This window comes from Streptomyces sp. B5E4, from assembly GCF_039871555.1.
In the GTDB taxonomy this organism is placed as follows: Bacteria; Actinomycetota; Actinomycetes; order Streptomycetales; family Streptomycetaceae; genus Streptomyces.
The window spans coordinates 105824-128000 of the sequence record NZ_JBDPMI010000011.1; the positions used below are offsets into that span (position 1 = coordinate 105824).

22 protein-coding genes and 2 pseudogenes are annotated in these 22177 nt (G+C 74.9%); 10 read left to right on the forward strand and 14 right to left on the reverse strand.

Going from position 1 to position 22177, the window contains the following annotated elements; genetic code table 11:
* Positions 1-101: 101 nt before the first annotated feature.
* Positions 102-368: a hypothetical protein gene (locus tag ABGA99_RS16870; RefSeq protein WP_078564210.1), complete on the forward strand. Its 267-nt coding sequence runs from the start codon at positions 102-104 to the stop codon at positions 366-368.
* Between the two features lie 109 nt (positions 369-477).
* Here ABGA99_RS16870 and ABGA99_RS16875 read toward each other — a convergent pair whose 3' ends face one another.
* Complete coding sequence (locus ABGA99_RS16875) at positions 478-1275, reverse strand: ABC transporter permease (protein ID WP_347578717.1); 798 nt, start codon at positions 1273-1275, stop codon at positions 478-480.
* Positions 1272-2240 (reverse strand): ATP-binding cassette domain-containing protein, encoded by a 969-nt coding sequence (locus tag ABGA99_RS16880; RefSeq protein ID WP_347582923.1) that lies wholly within the window; start codon positions 2238-2240, stop codon positions 1272-1274. The genes ABGA99_RS16875 and ABGA99_RS16880 overlap by 4 nt, the downstream gene beginning before the upstream one ends.
* A 69-nt stretch (positions 2241-2309) precedes the next feature.
* Between ABGA99_RS16880 and ABGA99_RS16885 the strand changes: the two genes are divergently transcribed.
* Both ABGA99_RS16885 and ABGA99_RS16890 read left to right on the forward strand, forming a co-directional pair.
* Positions 2310-3065, forward strand: a complete 756-nt coding sequence (locus ABGA99_RS16885; protein WP_347578715.1) for a TetR/AcrR family transcriptional regulator C-terminal domain-containing protein — start codon at positions 2310-2312, stop codon at positions 3063-3065.
* Between the two features lie 25 nt (positions 3066-3090).
* Complete coding sequence (locus ABGA99_RS16890; protein WP_347582924.1) at positions 3091-3495, forward strand: S8 family serine peptidase; 405 nt, start codon at positions 3091-3093, stop codon at positions 3493-3495.
* A gap of 18 nt (positions 3496-3513) precedes the next feature.
* Here the strand turns inward: ABGA99_RS16890 and ABGA99_RS16895 are convergent, their stop codons facing one another.
* Positions 3514-4962 carry a type ISP restriction/modification enzyme gene (locus tag ABGA99_RS16895; protein WP_347582925.1) on the reverse strand — a complete coding sequence of 483 codons (1449 nt, stop codon included), beginning with the start codon at positions 4960-4962 and terminating at the stop codon, positions 3514-3516.
* Between the two features lie 49 nt (positions 4963-5011).
* Positions 5012-6241 (reverse strand): hypothetical protein, encoded by a 1230-nt coding sequence (locus ABGA99_RS16900; RefSeq protein WP_347582926.1) that lies wholly within the window; start codon positions 6239-6241, stop codon positions 5012-5014.
* A 138-nt stretch (positions 6242-6379) separates the two neighbouring features.
* Here ABGA99_RS16900 and ABGA99_RS16905 point away from each other — a divergent pair, with 138 nt between their 5' ends.
* Positions 6380-7306, forward strand: a complete 927-nt coding sequence (locus ABGA99_RS16905) for an aldo/keto reductase (RefSeq protein WP_347582927.1) — start codon at positions 6380-6382, stop codon at positions 7304-7306.
* On the opposite strand, the gene ABGA99_RS16910 is transcribed toward ABGA99_RS16905, so the two are convergent.
* Positions 7281-8033, reverse strand: a complete 753-nt coding sequence (locus ABGA99_RS16910) for a GntR family transcriptional regulator (protein ID WP_347578711.1) — start codon at positions 8031-8033, stop codon at positions 7281-7283. The genes ABGA99_RS16905 and ABGA99_RS16910 overlap by 26 nt on opposite strands.
* Positions 8030-9409: a homogentisate 1,2-dioxygenase gene (gene hmgA, locus ABGA99_RS16915; protein WP_347582928.1), complete on the reverse strand. Its 1380-nt coding sequence runs from the start codon at positions 9407-9409 to the stop codon at positions 8030-8032. Before hmgA ends, ABGA99_RS16910 begins: the two co-directional genes overlap by 4 nt.
* Positions 9410-9592: 183 nt before the next feature.
* On the opposite strand from hmgA, the gene ABGA99_RS16920 reads away from it, so the two are divergent.
* Entirely contained in the window at positions 9593-11011 is a 1419-nt protein-coding gene (locus ABGA99_RS16920; protein ID WP_347582929.1) for an aldehyde dehydrogenase family protein, read from the forward strand.
* 41 nt (positions 11012-11052) lie between these two features.
* Positions 11053-12141 carry an alcohol dehydrogenase catalytic domain-containing protein gene (locus tag ABGA99_RS16925; RefSeq protein WP_347582930.1) on the forward strand — a complete coding sequence of 363 codons (1089 nt, stop codon included), beginning with the start codon at positions 11053-11055 and terminating at the stop codon, positions 12139-12141.
* Between the two features lie 98 nt (positions 12142-12239).
* Here the strand turns inward: ABGA99_RS16925 and ABGA99_RS16930 are convergent, their stop codons facing one another.
* A complete protein-coding gene (locus tag ABGA99_RS16930; RefSeq protein WP_347578707.1) occupies positions 12240-12446 on the reverse strand; it encodes a hypothetical protein in 207 nt (68 codons plus the stop codon).
* Positions 12447-12602: 156 nt separating this feature from the next.
* Positions 12603-13292 (reverse strand): annotated as a pseudogene (locus ABGA99_RS16935) (DUF4397 domain-containing protein); the annotation flags it as partial.
* Between the two features lie 312 nt (positions 13293-13604).
* Between ABGA99_RS16935 and ABGA99_RS16940 the strand changes: the two are divergent.
* A pseudogene (locus ABGA99_RS16940) lies at positions 13605-13700 on the forward strand (ThuA domain-containing protein); the annotation flags it as partial.
* 176 nt (positions 13701-13876) lie between these two features.
* Here ABGA99_RS16940 and ABGA99_RS16945 read toward each other — a convergent pair.
* The 4 genes from ABGA99_RS16945 to ABGA99_RS16960 all read right to left on the reverse strand — a co-directional run bounded on the left by ABGA99_RS16945 (position 13877) and on the right by ABGA99_RS16960 (position 17977).
* A complete protein-coding gene (locus ABGA99_RS16945; RefSeq protein ID WP_347578706.1) occupies positions 13877-15415 on the reverse strand; it encodes an amidase in 1539 nt (512 codons plus the stop codon).
* The gene (locus tag ABGA99_RS16950; protein ID WP_347582931.1) at positions 15412-16602 is read right to left on the reverse strand and encodes an aminotransferase class I/II-fold pyridoxal phosphate-dependent enzyme; all 1191 of its coding nucleotides are present in this window, start codon (positions 16600-16602) and stop codon (positions 15412-15414) included. Before ABGA99_RS16950 ends, ABGA99_RS16945 begins: the two co-directional genes overlap by 4 nt.
* A 156-nt stretch (positions 16603-16758) precedes the next feature.
* Positions 16759-17271 (reverse strand): DUF402 domain-containing protein, encoded by a 513-nt coding sequence (locus ABGA99_RS16955; protein WP_347578704.1) that lies wholly within the window; start codon positions 17269-17271, stop codon positions 16759-16761.
* A 58-nt stretch (positions 17272-17329) separates the two neighbouring features.
* On the reverse strand, positions 17330-17977 hold the full coding sequence (locus tag ABGA99_RS16960; protein WP_347582932.1) for a TetR/AcrR family transcriptional regulator: 648 nt from the start codon (positions 17975-17977) through the stop codon (positions 17330-17332).
* Between the two features lie 183 nt (positions 17978-18160).
* Between ABGA99_RS16960 and ABGA99_RS16965 the strand changes: the two genes are divergently transcribed.
* The gene (locus tag ABGA99_RS16965; protein ID WP_347582933.1) at positions 18161-18790 is read left to right on the forward strand and encodes a TetR/AcrR family transcriptional regulator; all 630 of its coding nucleotides are present in this window, start codon (positions 18161-18163) and stop codon (positions 18788-18790) included.
* A gap of 19 nt (positions 18791-18809) precedes the next feature.
* On the opposite strand, the gene ABGA99_RS16970 is transcribed toward ABGA99_RS16965, so the two are convergent.
* Entirely contained in the window at positions 18810-19271 is a 462-nt protein-coding gene (locus ABGA99_RS16970; protein WP_347578701.1) for a MaoC family dehydratase, read from the reverse strand.
* Between the two features lie 182 nt (positions 19272-19453).
* Here ABGA99_RS16970 and ABGA99_RS16975 point away from each other — a divergent pair, with 182 nt between their 5' ends.
* Positions 19454-20215, forward strand: coding sequence for an SDR family oxidoreductase (locus tag ABGA99_RS16975; protein ID WP_347582934.1), 762 nt, complete (start codon positions 19454-19456; stop codon positions 20213-20215).
* An 89-nt stretch (positions 20216-20304) separates the two neighbouring features.
* Positions 20305-20898, forward strand: a complete 594-nt coding sequence (locus ABGA99_RS16980) for a TetR/AcrR family transcriptional regulator (protein WP_347578699.1) — start codon at positions 20305-20307, stop codon at positions 20896-20898.
* 55 nt (positions 20899-20953) lie between these two features.
* On the opposite strand, the gene ABGA99_RS16985 is transcribed toward ABGA99_RS16980, so the two are convergent.
* The gene (locus ABGA99_RS16985) at positions 20954-22177 is read right to left on the reverse strand and encodes an acyl-CoA dehydrogenase family protein (protein WP_347578698.1); all 1224 of its coding nucleotides are present in this window, start codon (positions 22175-22177) and stop codon (positions 20954-20956) included.

Consider the following 22177-nt stretch of genomic DNA (forward strand, 5'->3'; position numbering starts at 1 on the left):
GAATTGGGGATGATTCCCGTGTGGGGGATGCGCATGTGACGCAGGCAGACGATAGGGTTAGCCTGCCCGGGCCGGGAGCCCTCGTAAGGGTGGGGAGTGTCATGGATCAGATAGCAATGCGCGGCAAAGCGCGAGTTCCTGCGATCAACTGCGGGAGCACTGCGTCGCGGGCACGCGTCGACCGGCATCTCGCCGTGCTCGGCGGACCCGCAGCCCCCCAGGGGGACACGGACAGCGCCACCATGCTGATGCGTGAGCTGACCGCCCGCGAGGACAGGGCCGCGAAGCCGGGCCGTATGGCGCGCGTTTCCCTCTTCGCCCCGCTGCGGAAGCTGCGGCGCACCCTCTTCGGCAACCGCCGGAGCTGACAGACAGCCCGTATCGGGGCGGGCGCGGCGACCCGGCATGCCGCGCCCGCCCCGATCGCTGTCCGCGTCCGTTCGCACCCCCACCCGAACGGACCCGTAACGGCGCGGCTCAGCCCCGTCCCCGCGCGCTCCGTCGCACCGCCAGCGGTACGAACACGGCCAGCAGCACCACCGACCAGCCCAGCGCGGCCGCCACCGGATGCGTCATCGGCCACGCCGCGCCCGGCGCGTCGTCCAGCCCCGGCGGCGCGCTGCCCGTCAGATCCCGTACGGCGGTGACGTACGCGCTGAGCGGGTTCCACTCCACCACCGCCCGCAGCCACCCCGGCATGCCGTGTGTCGGTACGTACGCGTTGGACAGCAGTTGCAGCATGAACGTCGTGCTCGCGAGCTGCCCGGCCGCCTCCTCGTTGCCGACCGCCATGCCCAGGTGGATCCCGATCCACGCCGAGGTGAACCGCAGCAGGAGCAGCAGCCCCAGCGCCCCGGCCGTCGCCGCCGCGCCGCCGTCGTTCCGCCAGCCCACGGCGTAGCCCACCGCGATCAGCGGCACCAGCCCGACGGCGAAGAGCAGCACGTCCGCCACCGCGTGCCCCAGCGGCACCGCCGCCCGGCTGATCGGCAGCGCCCGGAAGCGTTCCGTCACCCCGCGGCCGGTGTCGATGGCGGCCTGCAGCATGCCGGTCACGAGGCCGCCGGCGGCGGTGGTGGCGAAGAGGCCCGGGACGATGTACGTGCGGTAGTCGGCGTCGCCGGGCAGTGAGACCGAGTTGCCGAAGACGTAGCCGAAGAAGAGCAGCAGCGTCAGCGGCATCACCTGGGTGATGACGAGCAGCGCGGGGTTGCGCCGGGCGCGCTGCAACTGGCGCCCGACGATGGCCATGCCGTCGTATGCGAGGTCGCTCATGCCGCCTCCTCCTTCGCGGTCCTGCCGGCGTCCGCCCCCGTGAGCCGGAGGAACACCTCGTCCAGCGTCGGCCGGCGCAGCGTGGCGTCGACCACCGGCACCCCCGCCGCATCCAGCTCCCGCACCACGCGCGGCAGCGTCAGCCCCGGGTCGAACGCCGCCGCACCCACCGCGCGCCGCTCGGTGTCCAGCCGCGGTTCGCCGCCGGTCAGCGGCCCGAGCACCACGGCCGCCGCCGCGAGCGCCGTCTCGTCGGCCACGACCACCTCCGCGTACGCGCCCACGCGCTGCTTCAGCTCGTCCGGCGTGCCGGTGACGGCCGCCCGGCCGTGGTCGACGACGACCACCGAGTCGGCCAGCCGGTCCGCCTCTTCCAGGTACTGCGTCGTCAGCAGCACCGTCGTGCCCGCCGCGGCCAGCTCGCGCACCGCCGCCCAGATCTGCTCGCGGCTGGCCGGGTCGAGCCCGGTGGTCGGCTCGTCGAGGAAGAGCACCTTCGGCCGGGACAGCAGGCTCGCGGCCAGGTCGAGCCGCCGCCGCATGCCGCCGGAGTACGTGCGGGCCGGCCGGTCGGCGGCCTCCGCGAGGCCGAAGCGCTCCAGCAGCTCGTCCGCCCGCTCCCGCCCCGCGGGTCCGCGCAGGCGCAGCAGCCGGGCGAAGAGGCGCAGGTTCTCGCGGCCCGACAGGTCGTCGTCCACGGACGTGGCCTGTCCGGTGACGCCTATGGCCCGGCGCACGGAAGCCGGCTCGGCGACGACGTCGTGCCCGGCGATTCGCGCGGTGCCGCCGTCCGGCGGGACGAGCGTGGTCAGCACGCGCACGGCGGTGGTCTTGCCGGCGCCGTTCGGGCCGAGGAGGCCGCAGACGGTGCCCTCGGGGATGGCGAGGTCGAGGCCGCGGAGGGCGTGGACGTCGCCGTAGCGCTTCTCCAGCGCCTCACTAAGTACAGCGTACGTAGTTGTCATGCGGCCGAGCATAGCCGACTCAGTACGCTGTGCGTAAACCGGCACCCGGCGGCCCTGAGGAAGGCAGCGATGGCAGCGAGCGGACAAGCCCCCGGAGGGCCGGCGCGCGGCGCCACCCCCGAGGTGATCTGGACCCGCCCCGAGCGTGCGGGGCGCGGCCCGCGCCCCGCGCACAGCCGCGCCGCGATCGCCGCCGCCGCGGTCCGTATCGCCGACGCGGACGGGCTCGACGCGGTCTCGATGCGCCGCGTCGCCGCCGAGATCGGCAGCGGCACCATGTCGCTCTACAACTACGTGCCGCGCAAGGAGGACCTGCACGAGCTGATGGTCGACGCGGTCAGCGCCGAGTACGACCTGACGGTGCCCCTCACCGGCGACTGGCGCGCCGACGTGCTGGCCCTGGCGGAGCAGTCGCGCGACCTGATGCGCCGGCACCCCTGGCTGCCGCGGCTCACCGCGACCACGGCGTACGGGTTCACGCCGCACGCGCTGGGCTACCTCGACCGGTTCCTCGCCGCCCTGGAGAGCCTGGACGTGCCGCCGGGCACGAAGATGGAACTGGTCGCGATGGTCACGGCGTCGGTGACCAGCTACGTCACCTTCGAGATCGCCCTCGCCGAACGGGCCCGCGCACTGCCGTGGACCGAGGCGGAGGAACAGGCGGTGCGGGGGGAGTATCTGGCGGGCCGGCTGGCGACGGGCGCCTACCCGCACCTGGCCGCGGCGCTGGCGCAGGCGGCCGAACCCGGGGACTACGAGGAGGCGTTCCAGCGGATGCTGGGACGGGTGCTGGACGGCTTCGAGACCTCCGGCGGGGCGGAGTGACAGGGTCCTGCCACGTCATTCGGCGGTGCCCGAAGCTCTCTTGAAGGGCGTCCCGCGCGGAGATGACGTTCCTCTGCCATGGTTCTCTCCCGGCGCCGGCGGCGACGACCACCAGATCCCCGGCACCCCCTCGCGGGACCCCTATGTCCTGTCCATCCGGCCCGGCGGCGCATACGCCTCCGGCCCCGGCACCTCCGCCGCCACCGCCCAGGTCTCCGGCGTCGCCGCCCTCCTGAAGAGCGAGCACCCGCGCGCCTCTCCCGCGAAGCTGCGCGCCCTCCTGGCCGCCCACGCCGACAACCCCGGCCGCCCCGACGGCTACGACCCGGACGGCGACGGCGTCGAGAACGCCGTCTGCGAGGGCGACGACCGCCGCAACGGCTTCTACGGCGCGGGCGTCGCCGACGCCCTCGACGCGGTGCGCCGCTAGCCACTGCCCCGAGCGCACTCAGATCAGGGCGAACTGGCCCTCCGGGCCCTCCTCGTGGTGGTCCAGCACCGACGCCGGGCGGCGGGCCGACTGGGGGGCGGGGAGGATGCCCGCCTCGTGCAGTTCGGCCGCGGTGATCTCTGCGGTGTACGAGCCGTCCGGGTGCCGCGCCTCGTCCGCGCCCGGGTCCGCCGCCTCCGCGAGCAGCGCCAGCACCGTGATCAGTTCCAGCAGCTCCGACGTCCACTCCTGCGGCCACGCCGCGGGCCGCATCGCCGCCAGCGTGCCCGGCTCCGCCGGCTCCAGCCGTGCGGCGACCCACTGCTCCAGCACGGGCACGCCGCCCTCGGTGAACTCCCAGGCTCCGCGCGGTACGGGGGAGATGCGCCCCTCGCCGAGGAGCAGCGCCTCTTCCTCCGGGTCGTACGACACCTCCGCGGGCCGGGCCGGCAGCGCCGCCCGCACGTACGGCCGCCGGCCGCCCGGGAGCCGGGGCTTTCCGCCGCCGCGGGCGCCGCGGAGCTGCACCTCCAGCAGCCGCCGCCCGCGCGCCACGCCGGCCTGCCAGGTCTCCGCGTCCCCGGTCAGCGGCACCGCGCACCCGCGCGGGGTGGCCCGCCCCGCGGCCAGCGTCCAGGCGAACACGTCCTCGGGCGTGACCTTGGCGCCCAGCCGCCGGCCAAGCCAACGCAGCAGCCGCGGTGCGAGGTTGGGCTCCCGCCCCCGGGGGCGCCGGTAGAGCGGCCGGATGCGGCCCGGCCGACCGGCGGGCGACCGCCCGTCCGGGAGCAGCGCGGACGCGACCACGGCGAGCCCGCCGGGTTCCGGCGTGCCGTACCCCGCCTCGACGGCGAACAACTGCCGGTCGTCGGCGACCCGCCACAACTCGGGCCGGGCGGCGTCGATCAGCCGGTTGTCGGGGATCAGCCACTGCTGGTCGTACGCCCCGTGCAGCACCCGCACCGGTTCGGGGCACGGACCCGCCGCACGCGCCAGCCGCCCGGTCCCGGCGGCCCGTCCGGGCAACTGCGCCACGGCACTGTGCGTCGTCCGCGCCCGCGTCGCCCGGAAGAGGGCGTCCCGCTCGTCCCCTTCGGCCCGTACGAGCGCATCCCACCGCCGCCGCAGCGAGGCGGAGTCGGGCGCCATGACCCACCCCCGCCCGAGCCGCAGCGGGGCGACGCCCCAGGGCATGAGATCGGCGAGCAGCGGGGCGGATTCGCCGGCGGCGGCCGGCTCCTGCGCGGGACCGGGCGCCCCGTCCGATTCGACGGGCGCCCGCGGCCTCACCACGGACCGCCGCGCGGCCCGGGCACCGTCCGCGGGCGGGTCCGCGGGCGAGCCCGTGGGCGAGTGCCGCCGCTGCTCAGGCGGTTCCTCCGCCGGGCCCCCGTCCGCCGGGCCCCCGTCCGCCGGGGACGCGGCGGGCTCCGCCACGGCCGGACCACCGTCCGCCGAACCAGCCATCCCGCGTCCTCCCCTCGACTCCCGAGCCGCCCGCAGGGCGCTTCGCATCCTACGATCCCGGTGCGACATCCCCGGTGTCCTCGTCCGGCCGCGCGGTGTTGAGCGCCGCCCGAAGCTGCAGCCAGGCCGGGTCCCCCGGGGTCGTGGTGGTCACGGCCGCCAGATCGTCCGCATCCCAGGTGCGGGTCCCGTCGGTCAGGACGAGGTGTGCTTCCAGCTCGCCGTCGTCAGGGACCTCGGAGGTGGCGTCCAGAAACGCGGTGACCGTGGCCCTCGACGTGGCGACGTCCGTGCTGTCGGTCCGTGCGGTGCCGGAGCGCACGGACACGAGCGCGAGTCCGCCGCCGCCGTCGGCGACGACGAGCTCGCCCGTCGCCAGAGCGCCCAGCCCGGACACCGGGGAGCCGGCCGGCAGTTCGTGCTCGACCGCGTGCCGGCCGTCGAGGTCGACTTCGACGAGAGTCCCCCTCGGGGTCCCGACCCAGAGGATGCCCGGGTGGGCTCCGAACGCAAGGTTGTCGCGTGACCAGGCGCGCATCCGGTCCAGCCACTCCTGCGGGTAGGGGAAGCCGGGACTGGGGTCGCCGAGAGTCGTCACCAGCACGCGATGAAGGGTGGGAAACGCGAACACCTCCACGGAGTTGTCGTATGCGTTGCCCCGAATCGCAAGATGGCGTCCGTCCGCACTGAAGATCGGCGTCTCGTAGCCGTCGGCATCCAGGATCAGCGCCCGGCGAAGCACGCGCATCGCAGCGGGCGCCGTCGCGCGGTCGACCCGCGCGAAGATGCCGAGCGTCGCGCCTTGATCGCTGCAGAGCGTGGCCACCAGGCCCCCGGCCGGATGCTCCGCGACCCCGGTGTCCCAGCGCGGACCGGTGCTGAGGGTCCCCGAGGCGAGGTCGAGGACGTCGGAGCGGTCCCAGGCGCTGTCTTCGTCGCCTGACGACGGCGACGCCCACAACGTCCGGCCGTCCGGGCCGAATGCCAGACTGCGGTAGTCGGCGGTGGGCGGAAGCCCTTCCAGCCCCGAGAGCCCGGCGGGAGTCCACCGCACCACTCCGCCCTCGCCCGCCACCACGAGCAGGGGCCGGTCGGGGTGCCACGCCACCGCGGGCGTCCGCTCCCTCCGGGCCCAGCCGTCGGCATCGCCGTAGACCCGCGACTCGGCGCCGACGGTGAGGAGTTCGTGCGGCCGCCCCGCCTCACAGTCCCAGACGTGGACTGCCGGACGTTCGGAGTCCAGGCCGGCGACCAGCGGAAGCCGCGGATGGCATGTCAACCGCTCGACGGGACACCCGCTCCTGACCCGCACGCGTGCCACAACCTCGACCATCGTCACCCGCATCACCGTAGTTGCCCGTGGCCCGTGGCTCGGGCTCGTTCAAGGATCGGCGCGCACCCGTGTCAGACTCCGCCGATGACCTCCCCAGCGATCACCGCGGACGCCGCCGGCACCTGGCAGCTCGGCGACCTCACCGTCCACCGCCTCGGCTTCGGCGCCATGCGGCTGCCCGCCGCGGCGGAGCCGGACGCCGGCGGCCGGGCGCGGGCCCACGCCGTGCTGCGGCGGGCCGTCGAGCTCGGCGTCAACCACATCGACACCGCCGCCTTCTACTTCTCCCCGCGCCGGGCCGCCAACGAACTCATCAACTCCGCCCTCGCCCCGTACCCCGACGACCTCGTCATCGCCACCAAGGTCTGGGCGGGCCGCGATCCGTCGGGCGCGTGGGAGTGGGCCGAGCCCGCGCAGATCCGCGGCCAGGTCGAGGAGAACCTGCGCCAGCTCGGCCGCGACCACCTCGACCTCGTCAACCTCCGCCTCCCGCCCAGCCGCCGGCGTGCGGACGGCTCCCTGGCCGACCACTTCGGCGCCCTCGCCGAGTGCCGCACCGCCGGGCTCGTACGCCACCTCGGCGTCTCCCACGTCAGCGCGGGACAGCTCGCCGAGGCCCGGACCATCGCCCCGGTCGTCTGCGTCCAGAACGCCTTCGGCGTCGGCGCGGACGACGAGGAGCAGGCCCTGCTGCGTACCTGCGGCGAACAGGGCATCGCCTACGTGCCGTTCTTCGCCATCGCGGGCGAGGGCCGGGAGGCGGGACCCTCGGGTACGGACACCGAGGAGGTCCGCGACACCGCCCGTGCCCACGGCCTCACCCCCGCGCAGGTCCGCCTGGCCTGGACCCTCCACCAGGGCCCGCACGTCCTGGCCATCCCCGGCACGGGCAACCCCGACCACGTCACCGAGAACGTCGCCGCGGGCGCGGTCCGGCTCACGGCCGAGGAGGCGCGGCTGCTCGGCCGAAGCGGACCGGACGCTCCTACGGAGCCTCCAGCGTCACGCTGAACGAGAACCGGTCGCCCCGGTAGCGGATCCTGGCCACGTCCACCACCCGGCCGCCGTCGTCGTACGAGACGCCCGTGTAGTGCAGGATCGGGCTCAGCAGCGGGACGCCCAGCAACTCGACCGTCTCCGGTTCCGCCAGGGTGGCGGTGACCGTGTCCGTGATGCGGGCGATGCGGATGCCGGCGCGGTCGCGGAGGACCTTCGTCATCGGCCAGCGCTCCAGGTCCGCCGGGTCGATACGGGCCGCCGCCTCCGGGTGGACCGTGTTGTCGGCCCAGTTGGTGGCCTCGCCGGTGGCGCCGTCGTGGCGCAGACGGCGGTACGTCATGGCCTCGGCGAGGTCCGGGAAGTACCCGGCGAGGTCCGCGGGGACGGGGGCCGGGCCGTGGGCCAGGAGCGTCGTGCGGTCCCCGGACTGCTGGGCGACGATCGCGTCGACCGAGCCCAGCAGCCGGACGGGGGCGGTGCGCCGGGCGGTGGCCTCGATGAAGGTGCCGCGGCGGCGGTGGCGGGTGATCAGGCCCTCCTCCTCCAGCTCCTTGAGGGCCTGGCGGAGGGTGAGCACGCTGACGCCGTAGTGCTCGGCGAGCCGTTCCTCCGTCGGCAGCCGCAGGGGCGCGTCCGGGGGGCGGCCGAGGATCGAGGCGCGCAGGGACTGCGACACCTGGTACCACAGCGGCAGCTTGCGGTTGAGCTGGAGGGAGTCGGGGGCGAAGAGGCCGGTCATGCCCTGAATTCTTGCCGCAGCCCCCGCCATACGTCGTCGTAGCCCTGCTGCAGGTGCCCGGCATCGCGCGCCTGCGGCGTGAGCGTGACCGGCCAGCGGGTCTCGAACATGAACGCCAGCCCGTCGTCGATCTTCTGCGGCTTCAGCTCGGCGGCCGAGGCGCGGTCGAAGGTCTCCTGGTCGGGGCCGTGCGCGGACATCATGTTGTGCAGCGAGCCGCCGCCGGGCACGAAACCTCCCGGTCCGGCGGTCTTCGCGTCGTACGCGCCCTCGACGAGGCCCATGTACTCGCTCATCACGTTCCGGTGGAAGTACGGCGGCCGGAAGGTGTCCTCGCCGACGAGCCAGCGCGGCGCGAAGACGACGAAGTCGACGCCCGCGAGACCCGGGGTGTCGGAGGGCGAGGTGAGGACGGTGAAGACGGACGGGTCCGGGTGGTCGTAGCTGATGGTGCCGATGACGTTGAAGCGGTGCAGGTCGTAGACGTACGGGACGTGGTTGCCGTGCCAGGCGACGACGTCGAGCGGGGAGTGGTCGTACGTGGCCGTCCACAGGTTGCCGCAGAACTTGCTGACGACCTCGACCGGGCCCGCCGTCTCCTCGTACGCCGCGACCGGCGCGAGGAAGTCACGGGGGTTGGCCAGGCCGTTGGCGCCGATGGGGCCGAGCTCGGGGAGGACGAAGGGGCTGCCGTAGTTCTCGCAGACGTAGCCGCGCGCGGTGGCGCCCGCGGTCAGCGGCTCCACGCGGAAGCGGACGCCCCGCGGGATGAGGGCGACGTGTCCCGGCTCGGCCCGCAGCAGACCGAGTTCGGTGCGCAGCAGCAGTCCGCCGCGTTCGGGGACGACGAGGAGTTCGCCGTCGGCGTCGGAGAAGACGCGGGTCATGGGGGCGTTGGCGGCGTAGAGGTGGATGGCCATGCCGGTGCGCTGGGCGGCGTCGCCGTTGCCGCCGAGGGTCCACAGGCCGGCCAGGAAGTCGGTGCCGGGCGGGGGTTCGGGCAGCGGGTTCCAGCGGAGCCGGTTGGGGTCGGGGACGGCCTCGGTGAACGGGGCGGTGCGCAGCGCGCCGTTGTCCGCTCGGTGGAAGCGGGGGTGGGCGGCGGAGGGGCGGATGCGGTAGAGCCAGGAGCGCCGGTTGTGGGCGCGGGGCTCGGTGAACGCGGAGCCGGACAACTGCTCGGCATAGAGCCCGAGGGGAGCGCGCTGGGGGGAGTTGCGGCCGGTGGGCAGGGCGCCGGGGACGGCCTCGGTGCTGTGCTGGTTGCCGAAGCCGGAGAGGTACGACAGCCCCTCGGCGGTCTTGCGTGCCCGCTCGGCGCGTTCCTGCCCGCCGCCCGCCTGCTCGGACCGTGCCTGCTCTGCGCTGCTGGTCATGGGGTACCGCCCGTCTTCCCGTCACGATTCCTATGGGGAACCATAGGAATGGTCTCAGGTGGACGCGGGCGGCGCCACCCGGGGCGCGTGACCCACCGCACGCCCGGACGGCCTGGGCGCCGAAAACTACCGGCGCTAGTTTGGTGCCGTACGCACACCGCCGACCCACCGGGAGACGTACCGATGCAGGCTCACGACGGCATGTTCATCGACGGCCGCTGGCAGCCCGCCGCCGGCGACGGTGTCATCGAGGTCGTCGACCCCGCCGACGAGCAGGTCATCGCCACCGTCCCGGCCGGCACCGCCGCCGACGTGGACGCCGCCGTCGCCGCCGCCCGCGCCGCGTTCCCCGGCTGGGCGGCGACCCCGCCGGCCACCCGGGCCGCGTACGTCGGGGCGCTCGGCGACGCGCTGGCCGCCCGGGCGGAGGACGTCGCCGCGACGGTCACCGCGGAGCTGGGCGCACCGCTGACGTTCAGCCGGAAGGTGCACGCCGCGGTGCCGGTCGCCGTCTGCGCGGCGTACGCGGAGATCGGCGCCTCGTACCCGTACGAGGAGAAGGCCGGGACCGCCACCGTCCTGCACGAGCCCGTGGGCGTCGTCGGCGCGATCACGCCGTGGAACTACCCGCTGCACCAGATCGTCGCCAAGGCCGCCCCGGCGCTCGCCGCCGGCTGCACCGTGGTCCTCAAGCCCGCCGAGAACACCCCGCTGGTCGCGCGGATCTTCGCCGAGGCCGTCGCCGCGGCCGGCTTCCCGCCCGGCGTCCTGGGCGTCGTCACCGGGTACGGCGCCGAGGCCGGCCGGGCGCTGGTGGAGCACCCCGGCACCGACTTCCTGTCGTTCACCGGGTCCACCGCCGTCGGGCGGGCCGTCGCCGCGGCGGCGGGCGCGGCGGTCAAGCCCGTGGCGCTGGAGCTGGGCGGCAAGTCCGCCAATGTCATCCTGCCCGGAGCCGACCTCGCCAGGGCCGTCACCGCCGGCGTCGCCAACGTCATGGCCAACTCCGGCCAGACCTGCACCGCCTGGACCCGGATGCTCGTCCACCGGTCCGCGTACGAGCAGGCGCTCACCCTCGCCACCACCGCCCTGGCCACGTACGCGCCCGGCGACCCCCGCGACCCCGCCACCCGCCTCGGGCCGGTCGTCAGCGCCGCCCAGCGCGAGCGCGTCCGCGGCTACATCGAGCGCGGCACCGCGGAAGGCGCCGTGCTGCTCGCCGGCGGTGCCGGGGCCCCCGCGGGGAGCGAGCGCGGCTACTTCGTCCAGCCCACCGTCTTCGCCGACGTCACTCCCGACATGGCCATCGCCCAGGAGGAGATCTTCGGGCCCGTGCTGGCGGTCATGCCGTACGAGGACGAGGACGACGCCCTGCGCATCGCCAACGGCACGGTCTACGGCCTGGCCGGCGCCGTGTGGGCGGCCGACGACGCGACGGCGGCGGCGTTCGCACGGCGGATGGAGACCGGAACGGTCGTCGTCAACGGCGGGAAGTTCGACGTGCTGGCGCCGTTCGGCGGCCACAAGCAGTCGGGCATCGGCCGCGAGCTGGGAGTGGCCGGACTCGCGGAGTTCCTGCACACCAAGTCGCTGCAGTTCTGACGTACGCACCCACGCCGCCACCCGGAGATACGGAGCCCCCGATGACCCGCGCCGCCGTCCTGCCCGCGATCGGCTCCCCGCTCGAACTCGCCGACATCGACCTCCCCGCGCCCGGCCCCGGCCGCGTGCGCGTCCGGCTGGCCGCCGCCGGCGTCTGCCACTCCGACCTCTCCCTGGCCGACGGCACGCTGCGCCAGCCCGCCCCCGCGGTGCTCGGCCACGAGGGCGCCGGCACCGTCGTCGCGGTCGGCGAGGGCGTCGGCGGCGTGGCCCCCGGCGACGAGGTGGTCCTCAACTGGGCGCCCTCCTGCGGCGCGTGCCACTACTGCGGCCTCGGCGAGCCGTGGCTCTGCGCCGCGGCCGGCGCCGCCGCGGCCGAGCCGTACGCCACCCGCGACGGCGCCGGCCTCTACCCGGGCCTGGGCACCGCCGCCTTCGCCGAGGAGACCGTCGTCCCCGCGCGCGCCGTGCTGCCCCTGCCCGCCGGGGTGCCGCTGGCCGACGCCGCGCTCCTCGGCTGCGCCGTGCTCACCGGCTGGGGCGCCGTGCACCACGCCGCCGCGGTACGGGCCGGGGAGTCGGTCGCCGTCTTCGGCGCCGGCGGCGTGGGTCTCGCGGTGCTGCAGGCCGCCCGGATCGCGGGCGCCGGGCCGCTGGTCGCGGTGGACGTGTCGCCGGCGAAGGAGGGGCTGGCGCTCGCCGCGGGGGCCACCGACTTCGTCCTGGCGGCGCCGGGCGCGGAGCGCGACACCGCGAAGCGGATCCGTACGCTGACGGCCGGGATCGGCGCCGACGTGGCGATCGAGTGCGCCGGCCGGGCGGAGTCGATACGTACCGCCTGGTCCTCCACCCGGCGCGGCGGGCGGACGACGGTCGTCGGCATCGGCGGGCAGGATGAGCGGGTCTCGTTCTCGGCGCTGGAGCTGTTCTCCTTCGGCCGCACGCTCGCCGGTTGCGTCTACGGCAACAGCGACCCGGCCCGCGACCTGCCCGCCATCGCCGCGCACGTCCGCGCCGGCGAGCTGGACCTCGGCGGGCTCGTCACCGCGCGCATCGGGCTCGACGGCATCCCGGCGGCGTTCGACGCGATGCTGGAGGGGCGCGGGGGCCGGGCGCTCGTGGTGTTCTGAGCGCCCGCCGCCGTCCGCACCCCGCGGTCAGCCGGATGACGTGACGGCCGTGCCGGCGCGCGGAAAGGAGGCGCCCTGACGGCCGGTCCGCGGTGTCCTCACTTCTCGGAGCGGGGGAAGCGGCGGCCGGTGAACGGGCGGCACGCCGGATAACCCTTCATGGCCCGGTCGCCGAAGTCCGGCGGCACCGGGGCACCGGTCGGCCACAGGGACCAGACCAGCAGCGCCGACAGGACGGCGGCGACAACCGCGGCGGCCCCGACGGCCGCCGCGGAGAGGCGCGCGCCCTCGGTGGAGGAACGCATGCCCGTCTGTCAGTTGCTCCGGCTGCGCCGGCGGCGGGAGGCCAGTAGACCGGCAACCGCGACGGCACCCGTGGTCCCCGAGGCGAACCAGACGGCGGCGGATTTGTTGTCGCCGGCCATCGCGCCGCTCTCACCGGCGCTCGCACCGTGTGGTTAGGAACCCACGCCGCTGATCGTCTGCGTCTTCAGTGCCAGGTTGTCGTCCTCGGCGCTGCCCCAGGCGTAGACGATGGTGTGGGTGCCCTCGGCGAGGTTGAGGTCGGCGGGGCCGATGGCCACGGTGTCCGTCCCGGCCAGGACGACATCGGCGCTCACCGTGCCGGCGGGCACCTTGAGCGACTTCTCGTTGGGGTTGGTCAGGCCCTCGATGACCGGCTTGCCGTCCGCGCGGACGTCCACGGCGGGTGCCGCAGCCACATGGCGGACGGTCAGCCGCGACTCGCCGGCCGGGACCTTGGAGGTGTCGTTGACGAAAGCGGTGAGCGTGGGGTCGCCCTGCGCGTTGAGGTGGGCCGCGATCGTGGCGTTCGCCCCGGCCGGGACCTCGACGCTCTTCTGGATGGCGGGTTCGCCGTCGGGGCCCTCCCCGTCGGGGAAGACCTCGATGTCGTAGGTGCCGGGTGCCAGCGGCTGCGGCTCGGTCAGGGTGCCGGGCTTGAAGTCGGGAACCAATGCGTCCCCGTTGGCGAACACGTCGACCGTGAGGCCCGGAACACCGTGGAAGACGGACACCTCGGTGTCTTTCTGCGCCGTGCCCTCTGCGGAGGCGGGGACGGCCACGGCCAGGGACAGTATGCAGGCACCGGCGGCGGCAGCGGCGGTCTTCCTGCTGCGCGAGTTCATCATATGCAGTCCATTCGTGTGGGGGGGGGACCCATGCGGGCCCGGCTTTCGGATGGATGCCCAACGCGGAGTTCCCGGCCGGACCCCGGCCGGCCTCTCTCACAGCCGCCCGCCGGCCGTCGCGGAATGCCGGGTTGATCACGTGTGGTGTCGGTTGACGCCAGGTGGTCAGGCGGCCCTTACCCAGCACTGTGCCTTGTGGCACCTTTTCCTAGTATGTAATGGAGTGTGACAGTTCGCCACTTGCATCCCTGGCGGTGCCCGAACGCCTTTTACCTGGCCAGGAGTAGAGCGCAGCCGGTCGTTCCCCATTGTGGCGGCCCCACCGCCGAGTCGTACGCCGAGCCGGACTTCGTCCGCCACCTCCTCGGCGGCGTCCGCTGGTCCGCGGGCGCGAGAGAGGCCGACTGCGGCTGAGCCCCGCCCCACGAGACCCGTCGTCGCCGCGAGGGGCGGCGGCGACGGCCCGGTCCCCGGGCCGGGCGGCGGAGGGTGGTACGCCGAACCACCCCCGCCGAACCCAGGTGCCCGGCCGGCCGGGCACCTGGTCCGTACCGCGGCCGGCCCTGCCGCTTCTCCCGTCCTTCTCAGGCGTCCTGGATCCGGCGCCAGGGCAGGTCGGCCTCCAGGGCGAAGGCCAGCTCCAGCAGGGTGCGTTCGTCGCCGTGGGCCGCCGAGAGCATCACGCCCGTCGGCATGCCGTCCGCGGGCGCCGGGTCGGTGGCGGGGGCGGGGAGGGAGAGGGCGGGGCTGCCGTTGATGTTGTTGATGGGGGTGAAGGCCACGTATGCGCGCAGGCGGTTCAGCAGTTCCTCGTAGGGGACGTTGGGCGAGAGGTGGCCCAGGCGCGGGGTGGTGTGCGCGAGGACCGGGGACAGCAGTACGTCGTAGCGGGTGAGGGCCGCGTCGTACGCCTCGTCCGCCGCGCGGCGCAGGCGGCGCAGGAACGCCGGGGTGGTGTGCATCCGGCGCACGTACGTCGCGCGGAGGCCCTTGCTGAGCCCGTCCATCCGGCGCGCGTCGAAGTGCCGGTCGTACACGAACCGGCCGCCCGCGCCCGCGAGGAACGCGAGCATGCCCCAGTACGCGATGAAGTCCTGCTCGAAGCGCCCGTCCAGCGGCAGCGCGTACGTCTCGACCGTGTGCCCCTGTCCCGCCAGCGCGGTGGCGACCGCGGCGACGGCCGCGCGGGTGGCGGCGTCGGTCGGGGCGCCGGTCGGCGACTCGGCGACCAGGCCGATCCGCAGCCGGCGCGTGCCCGGGCCCTCGACCAGGCCGAGCGGGGGCATACGCGGGTTGCGCCAGTGCCGTTCGGCCGCGGCGAGGAACGCGGCGGTGTCGCGCACGGACCGGCTCAGCACCCCGTCGCCGACCATGTCGATGGGCAGCCGGCGGCCCGTCTCGTTGGCCACGACCCGGCCCCGGGTCGGCTTGAGGCCGACGAGCCCGCAGCACGCGGCGGGGATGCGGATGGAGCCGCCGCCGTCGTTGGCGTGCGCGATCGGCACGGCGCCGGAGGCGACGAGCGCGGCGCTGCCGCCGGAGGAGCCGCCGGGGGAGTAGGACGGGTGCCAGGGGTTGCGGACCGGCTCGTCGTTCTCGTACTCCGTGCTGGCGTTGAAGCCGAACTCCGGCAGCCGGGTCTTGCCGAGGAACGTCATGCCGGTGCTCAGGAACTGGCGCGTGAACGGCGCGTGCCGCGGCGCGGCGTGCGGGGTGAAGGCCGCGCTGCCGTGGCCGGTGGGGAGGCCGCCGTAGTCGGTGTTGTCCTTCAGCAGGGTGGGCACGCCGGCGAGCGGGCCGGTGGCCGCGTCGTCCGTCTCGTACGTGTCGTAGGCGGGGACGGCGACGGCGTGCAACTCGGGGTCGACGAGCCGGATCCGCTCGACGGCGGCCCGGGCCAGCTCCCCGGCACCGACCTCGCCGTCGCGGACGAGCGCGGCGAGGGCGACGGCGTCGTGCGCGCCGAGGGCGTCGTCCCGGAAGGCGTGCACGGGCGGGCGGCCGGCGGGCGTTGCCGCCTTGCGGGTACGCGATCCCGCGCCCGCGCCGCCGCGCGGCGCCGCGGTGCCGCTCCTGCCGGCCGCCCCGTCCTCCTGGCGGTCCGCCGTCACGTCGTCGGTCATGGCCTGCCTCCCGGCTCGGGCAACGCGGCGGCCATCCGGTCCACCGCCTCGGTCAGCACCTCGGGCGAGGTGGCGAAGTTGAGCCGCGCGTGGCCCGCGCCGCCCGTGCCGAACGGGATCCCCGACGCCAGCGCCACGCGCCCGTGCTCCAGGAACACCGCCGCGGGGTCGTCCCCGAGCCCCAGCGCGCGGCAGTCCAGCCAGGCCAGGAACGTACCGTCCGGAACGCGGTACTCCACGCCGGGCAGCCGCTCCGACAGCAGCCACCCGAGCAGCCGTCGGCTCTCGTCCAGCCCGGCGAGCAGCGCGTCCAGCCACGGACCGCCGTGCCGGAAGGCGGCCACGTGCGCGATGGCGCCCAGGTGGCTCGCCCCGTGCGACACCTCCTCCGGCATGAGCGCCAGCTCGCCCGCCGACTCCTCGCCGGCGACGGCGACCGCCGCCTTCAGCCCCGCGAGGTTCCACGCCTTGGACGCCGAGAGCAGGGCGAAGCCCCGCTCCGCGCCGGGGACGGTCAGATACGGCACGTGCCGCGCGCCCGGCGGCACCAGCGGGGCGTGTATCTCGTCGGCGACGACCCGCACCCCGTGCTCCCCGGCGAGCGCGGCGACCTGCGCCAGCTCGGCGGCGGTGTGCACGGTCCCGGTCGGGTTGTGCGGGCTGCACAGCAGGTACGCCGCGCGGTGGCCGCCGGCGCGCGCGGAGGCGAACGCCGCGTCCAGGGCGGCGAAGTCGATGCGGCGGTCCTCACCGAGCGGGGATTCGACCACGCGCAGGCCCAGATGCTCGGTGAAGGCGTAGAACGGCGGGTAGACCGGGGAGTTGACGACGACGGCGTCATCCGGGGCCGTGACCAGCTTCAGCACCTCGACGATGCCGAGCATCACGTCCGGCACGAGGGCGCACCGCTCGGCCGGCACCCGCCAGTCCCAGCGGCGCCCGGCGAACTCCGCCAGCGCCTGCGCGTACGGCTCGACGGTCGCGTATCCCGTGTCGCCCAGGTCGATCGCCGCGTGCACCGCCTCGGCGACGGGCGCGGCGAGCCGCGTGTCCATCTCGGCGACCCACAGCGGCAGCACGTCGGGCGGATACTCCCGCCACTTCATCGACGTCCGCCGGCGCAACTCCGCGAGCGTCGGCCCGCGCAGCGGATCGGCCACGGGGGCGTCCCGCGTCCCGGCGCTCATCGGTGCCCGCCGGCCGGGCGTGGCGGGACGGGGCGGGCGCGGGGGCTGTTCGATCGGGCCATGCCCGCCATGGTAGGTCGGCCGACCGACACCGGACCTGCGAATTCACGCCTCTCGACGCGACGGTCACCGGCCGGTCGGGGCGCGTCGTCCGGGCTAGCCCTCCGCCACCTGTTCGAGCCACCTGCGGTACGCCCCGGCGAACGGCTCCGTGCCCGCCGCCACCGCCGTCATCAGCCACTCCGCGGACGCCGTCGCGCGCGCGACGGTCTCCTCCGAGTAGCCGTAGCGGACCCGGTGATCGGCGAACTCGTCCTCGTCCAGCAGCCGCGGTGTGTCCTCACCGCGCCGCCGGGCGACGTCGAGGTCCAGGTCGACCATCGTGACCTCCGCGGCCGAGCGCCACCGCGGCGGCGTGGTGATGTCCACGTAGAGATCGGTGCGCCGCGGCGGGGCGTTGAACTCGGCGGTCCACCAGGCGTCGCGGGGGAAGAGCGCCACGTGCGCGCACTCCATGATCACGGGCGGGCCCGTGCCCTTGCGCGTGGTGCCGCCCGCGGGCTGGCCGAGCCACACGCCGTGTTCGTCCTCGCCGAGGCGGCGCATGGTCGAGTTCCAGTGCAGAGTGCCGTCGTACTTGCGGTAGATCACGCGTACCAGGTCGGCCATTGCGGGATCATAGCCCCGCCCGCGGCCTGCCGGGCGGCATCCCCGCGTCCCGCCCGCGTCAGACCGACGGCTGGCCGCTGAGCTGGGCGAACTGCAATTTCAGCCCGTCCACGAGCGCCCGCAGCCCGGTCTCGAAGGCGCCCTCGTCCACCTCCTGGCGGTGCGCCGCCAGCAGATGCGCCCGGCCGAGGTGCGGGTAGTCCTCCGGGTCGTACGCCGCGGGGTCGGCGACGAAGCCGCCCGCGAACGAGCCCAGCGCGGATCCGGCCACGTAATACCGCATCAGCGCGCCGACCCGGGTGGCCTGCGCCGGCGGCCAGCCCGCCGCGACCATGCCGCCGAACACGGCGTCCGCCAGCCGCAGCGCCGCCGGCCTGCGGCCGGGGCCCTGGGCGAGCACGGGCACGATGTTCGGGTGCGCGGCCAGCGCCGCCCGGTACGACCTGGCCCAGGCGAGCAGCGCCTCGGGCCACGGCGAGCCGTCCGCGAACATCGACAGGTCGACCTCGGCGACCACGGCGTCGACCGCGGCGTCCAGCAGTTCGTCCTTCGTGGTGAAGTGGTTGTACAGCGACGGCCCGCTGACCCCCAGTTCGGCCGCGAGCCGTCGGGTGGACACGGCCTGCAGCCCCTCGGCGTCGACGAGGGCGAGCGCCGCCGTGACGATGCGCTCATGGCTCAGCAGGGGCTTGCGGGGGCGCGCCATGGGGCACATTTTAGAGCGCGCGCACCGGAAACCATCAGCGCCAACCGCGAGGTCACGGGCCGGATCCGCGGGCCCGCCGCGCCCGCGCGCCGGGGGGTCGCACCCGGTCCGCACGGCCCTAAGCGCTTGCTCAGCGTCGGGGGTAGGGTGTTCACGCTGCACCCGGGAGAGCGGAGAGCGAGCATGCAGGACGTCCAGGACCCCGCGGCCTGGGGCGGCGTCGAGCCGGAAGCGGCGCAGCGGCTGCTCACCGCGGGGGTCGAGGCCTTCGCGGAGCGCGGCTACTACGCCACCACCACCCGCGACATCGCCGGCCGCGCCGGGATGAGCCCTGCCGCGCTGTACATCCACTTCAGGACCAAGGAAGAGCTGCTCTTCCGCATCAGCCGGGTCGGCCACGAGCGGGCGCGGGCGATCATCGCCGCGGCGGCCGAGTCCGAGGGCCCGGCGGGGGAGCGGCTGGCGCGCGCCGTACGGGCCTTCGTGCGCTGGCACGCGGAGCACCACACGACGGCGCGCGTGGTGCAGTACGAGCTGGCGGCGCTCGGCGAGGAGCACTACGCGGAGATCGTCGCGCTGCGGCGGGACATCGACCGGCTGGTGCGGGGGATCATCGAGGACGGCGTACGGGACGGCGAGTTCGCGGTGGCCGACGTGCCGGGGACGGCGCTGGCGGTGCTGTCGCTCTGCGTGGACGTGGCCCGGTGGTTCAGCGCGGCGGGCAGCCGGCCGCCGGACGAACTGGCGGCGCTGTACGCGGATCTGGTCGGCCGGATGGTCGCGGCACCGGACGCGCCGGGCGCCCCGGGCTGAGTGGCCGCGAGCGGGGCGGTCAGAAGGAGTAGCGGACCACCGACTCCGCGACGCACACGGGCTTCTCGCCGCCCTCGCGCTCGATCGTGTACCGCACGGCGAGCTGCACGCCGTCCGCGACCTCGGTGACGTCCACGATCGTCGCGGACGCCCGCAGCCGGGAGTTCACGGGGACGGGCGCGGGGAAACGCACCTTGTTCGTGCCGTAGTTGACGCCCATGCGCACGCCCGCGACCTCGATGAGCTGCGGGCCGAAGAGCGGCAGCAGCGAGAGCGTGAGGTAGCCGTGGGCGACGGTCCCGCCGAACGGGCCCGCGGCGGCCCGCTCCGGGTCGACGTGGATCCACTGGTGGTCCCCGGTCGCCTCGGCGAACATGTCGATGCGCCGCTGGTCGATCTCCACCCAGTCCGTGGGCCCCACCTGCTCGCCCACCGCGCCCTTCAGCTCGTCGACCGAGGTGAACGTGCGGGGCTCTGCCATGGCGTGCCTCCCGGGGCGGGCGAGGGTGCGGCGGGATCGTCTAAGCGACTGCTTAGCATGGTCGCGCTGCGGAACGCTGTCAACGGCCCCGCGCCGGGGCCGGCTCCCGCCGGTGACCTTCCCTCCCGACATACCGACCGGTTAGTCTGCGCAAAGTCGGCAACTGTGGGGAGGCGGGCACCGTGGGCGGCGTGCAAGACGCGCGGGCAGTGGTCACCGGGGGCGGCGCCGGCATCGGCGCCGCGCTGGCGCGGCGGCTCGCCGCCGAGGGCGCCCGGGTGGCCGTCAACGACCTCGACGCCGCCAGGGCCCGCGCCGTCGCCGCCGAGATCGGCGGCGTCGCGCTGCCCGGCGACGCCTCCGGCGCCGTCACCGCCGCCCGGGAGGCGCTCGGCGGCGTCGACCTCTTCTGCGCCAACGCCGGCCTCGCCACCGCGGGCGGCCCCGAGGCCCCGGACGACGACTGGTCCGCCGCCTGGGACGTCAACGTCATGGCCCATGTGCGCGCCGCGCGCGAGCTGCTGCCGGAGTGGCTGGAGCGCGGCGAGGGCCGGTTCGTCGCCACCGTCTCGGCCGCCGGACTGCTCTCGATGGTCGCCGCCGCCCCGTACGCCGTCACCAAGCACGCGGCGCTCGCCTTCGCCGAGTGGCTCTCCCTCACGTACCGCCACCGCGGCATCTCCGTGCACGCGGTCTGCCCCCAGGGCGTACGCACCGGCATGCTCCGCGCCACCGGCGCCGCGGGCGACCTCGTCCTCGCCCCCGGCGCCATCGAGCCCGAGGAGGTCGCCGACGCCGTCCTGGCCGGCATCGCCGAGGACCGCTTCCTGATCCTGCCGCACCCCGAGGTCGCCGGTTACAGTGCGCTGCGCGCCACCGACCCGGACCGCTGGCTGACCGGCATGAACCGGCTGCAGCGCACACTGGAGCAGGGCCAGGGCTGACGCGGAAGGCCCCCGGACCTTCCGGGACGCCGGGACGGGCCGGGGTTCCGGGACCGACACTGGAGGCCGGGACGACGAAGGGCGAGAACATGGCGACGACGACGGGCGGAAACAGCGGGACGGTGCCGGAGCGGCTGCTCGCCGCCGCCACGAGGCTCTTCGCGGAGCGGGGATTCGACCGCACCTCGGTGCAGGAGCTCGTCGAGGCCGCGGGAGTCACCAAGGGCGCCCTCTACCACTACTTCGGCTCCAAGGACGATCTGCTCCACGAGATCTACGGCCGCCTCCTGCGGCTCCAGCAGGAGCGCCTCGACCACTTCGCGGCGCTGGACGCCCCGGTCGAACAGCGGCTGCGGGCGGCGGCGGCCGACGTCGTCGTCACCACCGTCGACCACCACGAGGACGCGCTCATCTTCTTCCGCTCGATGCACATGCTGAGCCCGGAGAAGTTCAAGGAGGTACGGGCGGAGCGGCGGCGCTACCACGAACGCTTCCGCGGTCTGATCGAGGAGGGCCAGGCCGGCGGCGTGTTCTCCACCGCCACCCCGGCCGACCTGGTGGTGGACTACCACTTCGGCGCGCTGCACCACCTGGGGAGCTGGTACCGCGTGGACGGGCCGATGTCGGCGCGCGAGATCGGCGACCACCTGGCGGAGCTGCTGATGCGCGCCCTGCGTCCGTAGCTCCGGCGGGCCGCGGCCGTACGGAGCCGCGCACCCCCGCCCGTACGGCTCACGCTCAGCCGCCCGGCGCGTACTTCCGCAGCTCGCGCCGGGCCAGCGACCGCTGGTGCACCTCGTCGGGACCGTCCGCCAGCCGCAGCGTGCGCGCCGACGCCCACAGCCCGGCCAGCGGCGTGTCCTGGCTGACGCCCGCCGCGCCGTGCAACTGGACCGCGCGGTCCAGGATGCCGGTGACCTCCCGCGGCACGGCGATCTTGATGGCCTGGATCTCCGTGTGCGCCCCGCGGTTGCCGACCGTGTCCATCAGCCACGCGGTCTTCAGCACCAGCAGCCGCAACTGCTCCACCGCCACCCGCGCGTCCGCGATCCACGTCTGCACCACACCCTGCCGCGCCAGCTCCTTGCCGAACGCCGAACGCTCCACCGCCCGCCGGCACATCAGCTCGATCGCCCGCTCCGCCATGCCGATCAGCCGCATGCAGTGGTGGATACGGCCGGGACCCAGCCGCGCCTGCGCGATGGCGAAGCCGCCGCCCTCCTCGCCGATGAGGTGCGCGGCCGGGATCCGTACGTCGTCGAGCACGATCTCGGCGTGGCCGCCGTGCAGATGGTCCTCGAAGCCGTAGACCTGCATGGCCCGGCGGACCGTGAGGCCCGGGGTGTCGCGCGGGACGAGGACCATGGACTGCTGGCGGCGGAGGTCCGGCCCGTCGGGGTCGGTCTTGCCCATGACGATGAAGACGGCGCAGTCCGGGTTCATCGCCCCGGAGATGTACCATTTGCGGCCGTTGACGACGTACGAGCCGCCGTCCCGCTCGATCCTGGTCTCGACGTTCGTGGCGTCGGAGGAGGCGACGGCCGGCTCGGTCATCGCGAACGCCGAGCGGATACGGCCCTCCAGCAGCGGCTCCAGCCACCGCGTGCGCTGCTCCGCGTCGCCGAACTGGGCCAGCAGCTCCATGTTCCCGGTGTCCGGCGCGCTGCAGTTGAGCGCCAGGGGCGCCAGGTGGGGGCTGCGGCCGGTGATCTCGGCGAGCGGTGCGTACTGCAGGTTCGTCAGACCCGCGCCGTACGTGTGGTCGGGGAGGAAGAGGTTCCACAGCCCGCGCCTGCGCGCCTCGGCGCGCAACTCGGCCACGACGGGCGGGTGCACCCACGGGTCGCCCTGCTCGGCGAGCTGGGCGGCGGCGACCGGTTCCGCGGGGAGGACGTGCTCGGTCATGAAGGCGAGCAGGCGCTCGCGCAGTTCCCCGGTGCGCGCGTCGGGTGCGAAGTCCAT

What these genes read in the sequence shown, in the direction of transcription:
- ABGA99_RS16885 (WP_347578715.1), top strand. Translation starts at nt 2,310, where the DNA reads ATGGCAGCGAGCGGACAAGCCCCCGGAGGGCCGGCGCGCGGCGCCACC.
- ABGA99_RS16945 (WP_347578706.1), bottom strand. Translation starts at nt 15,415, where the DNA reads ATGACCGACGACGTGACGGCGGACCGCCAGGAGGACGGGGCGGCCGGC.
- ABGA99_RS16895 (WP_347582925.1), bottom strand. Translation starts at nt 4,962, where the DNA reads ATGGCTGGTTCGGCGGACGGTGGTCCGGCCGTGGCGGAGCCCGCCGCG.
- ABGA99_RS16920 (WP_347582929.1), top strand. Translation starts at nt 9,593, where the DNA reads ATGCAGGCTCACGACGGCATGTTCATCGACGGCCGCTGGCAGCCCGCC.
- ABGA99_RS16970 (WP_347578701.1), bottom strand. Translation starts at nt 19,271, where the DNA reads ATGGCAGAGCCCCGCACGTTCACCTCGGTCGACGAGCTGAAGGGCGCG.
- ABGA99_RS16880 (WP_347582923.1), bottom strand. Translation starts at nt 2,240, where the DNA reads ATGACAACTACGTACGCTGTACTTAGTGAGGCGCTGGAGAAGCGCTAC.
- ABGA99_RS16930 (WP_347578707.1), bottom strand. Translation starts at nt 12,446, where the DNA reads ATGCGTTCCTCCACCGAGGGCGCGCGCCTCTCCGCGGCGGCCGTCGGG.
- ABGA99_RS16955 (WP_347578704.1), bottom strand. Translation starts at nt 17,271, where the DNA reads ATGGCCGACCTGGTACGCGTGATCTACCGCAAGTACGACGGCACTCTG.
- ABGA99_RS16925 (WP_347582930.1), top strand. Translation starts at nt 11,053, where the DNA reads ATGACCCGCGCCGCCGTCCTGCCCGCGATCGGCTCCCCGCTCGAACTC.
- ABGA99_RS16985 (WP_347578698.1), bottom strand. Translation starts at nt 22,177, where the DNA reads ATGGACTTCGCACCCGACGCGCGCACCGGGGAACTGCGCGAGCGCCTG.
- ABGA99_RS16910 (WP_347578711.1), bottom strand. Translation starts at nt 8,033, where the DNA reads ATGACCGGCCTCTTCGCCCCCGACTCCCTCCAGCTCAACCGCAAGCTG.
- ABGA99_RS16870 (WP_078564210.1), top strand. Translation starts at nt 102, where the DNA reads ATGGATCAGATAGCAATGCGCGGCAAAGCGCGAGTTCCTGCGATCAAC.
- hmgA (WP_347582928.1), bottom strand. Translation starts at nt 9,409, where the DNA reads ATGACCAGCAGCGCAGAGCAGGCACGGTCCGAGCAGGCGGGCGGCGGG.
- ABGA99_RS16965 (WP_347582933.1), top strand. Translation starts at nt 18,161, where the DNA reads ATGCAGGACGTCCAGGACCCCGCGGCCTGGGGCGGCGTCGAGCCGGAA.
- ABGA99_RS16905 (WP_347582927.1), top strand. Translation starts at nt 6,380, where the DNA reads ATGACCTCCCCAGCGATCACCGCGGACGCCGCCGGCACCTGGCAGCTC.
- ABGA99_RS16960 (WP_347582932.1), bottom strand. Translation starts at nt 17,977, where the DNA reads ATGGCGCGCCCCCGCAAGCCCCTGCTGAGCCATGAGCGCATCGTCACG.
- ABGA99_RS16950 (WP_347582931.1), bottom strand. Translation starts at nt 16,602, where the DNA reads ATGAGCGCCGGGACGCGGGACGCCCCCGTGGCCGATCCGCTGCGCGGG.
- ABGA99_RS16875 (WP_347578717.1), bottom strand. Translation starts at nt 1,275, where the DNA reads ATGAGCGACCTCGCATACGACGGCATGGCCATCGTCGGGCGCCAGTTG.
- ABGA99_RS16980 (WP_347578699.1), top strand. Translation starts at nt 20,305, where the DNA reads ATGGCGACGACGACGGGCGGAAACAGCGGGACGGTGCCGGAGCGGCTG.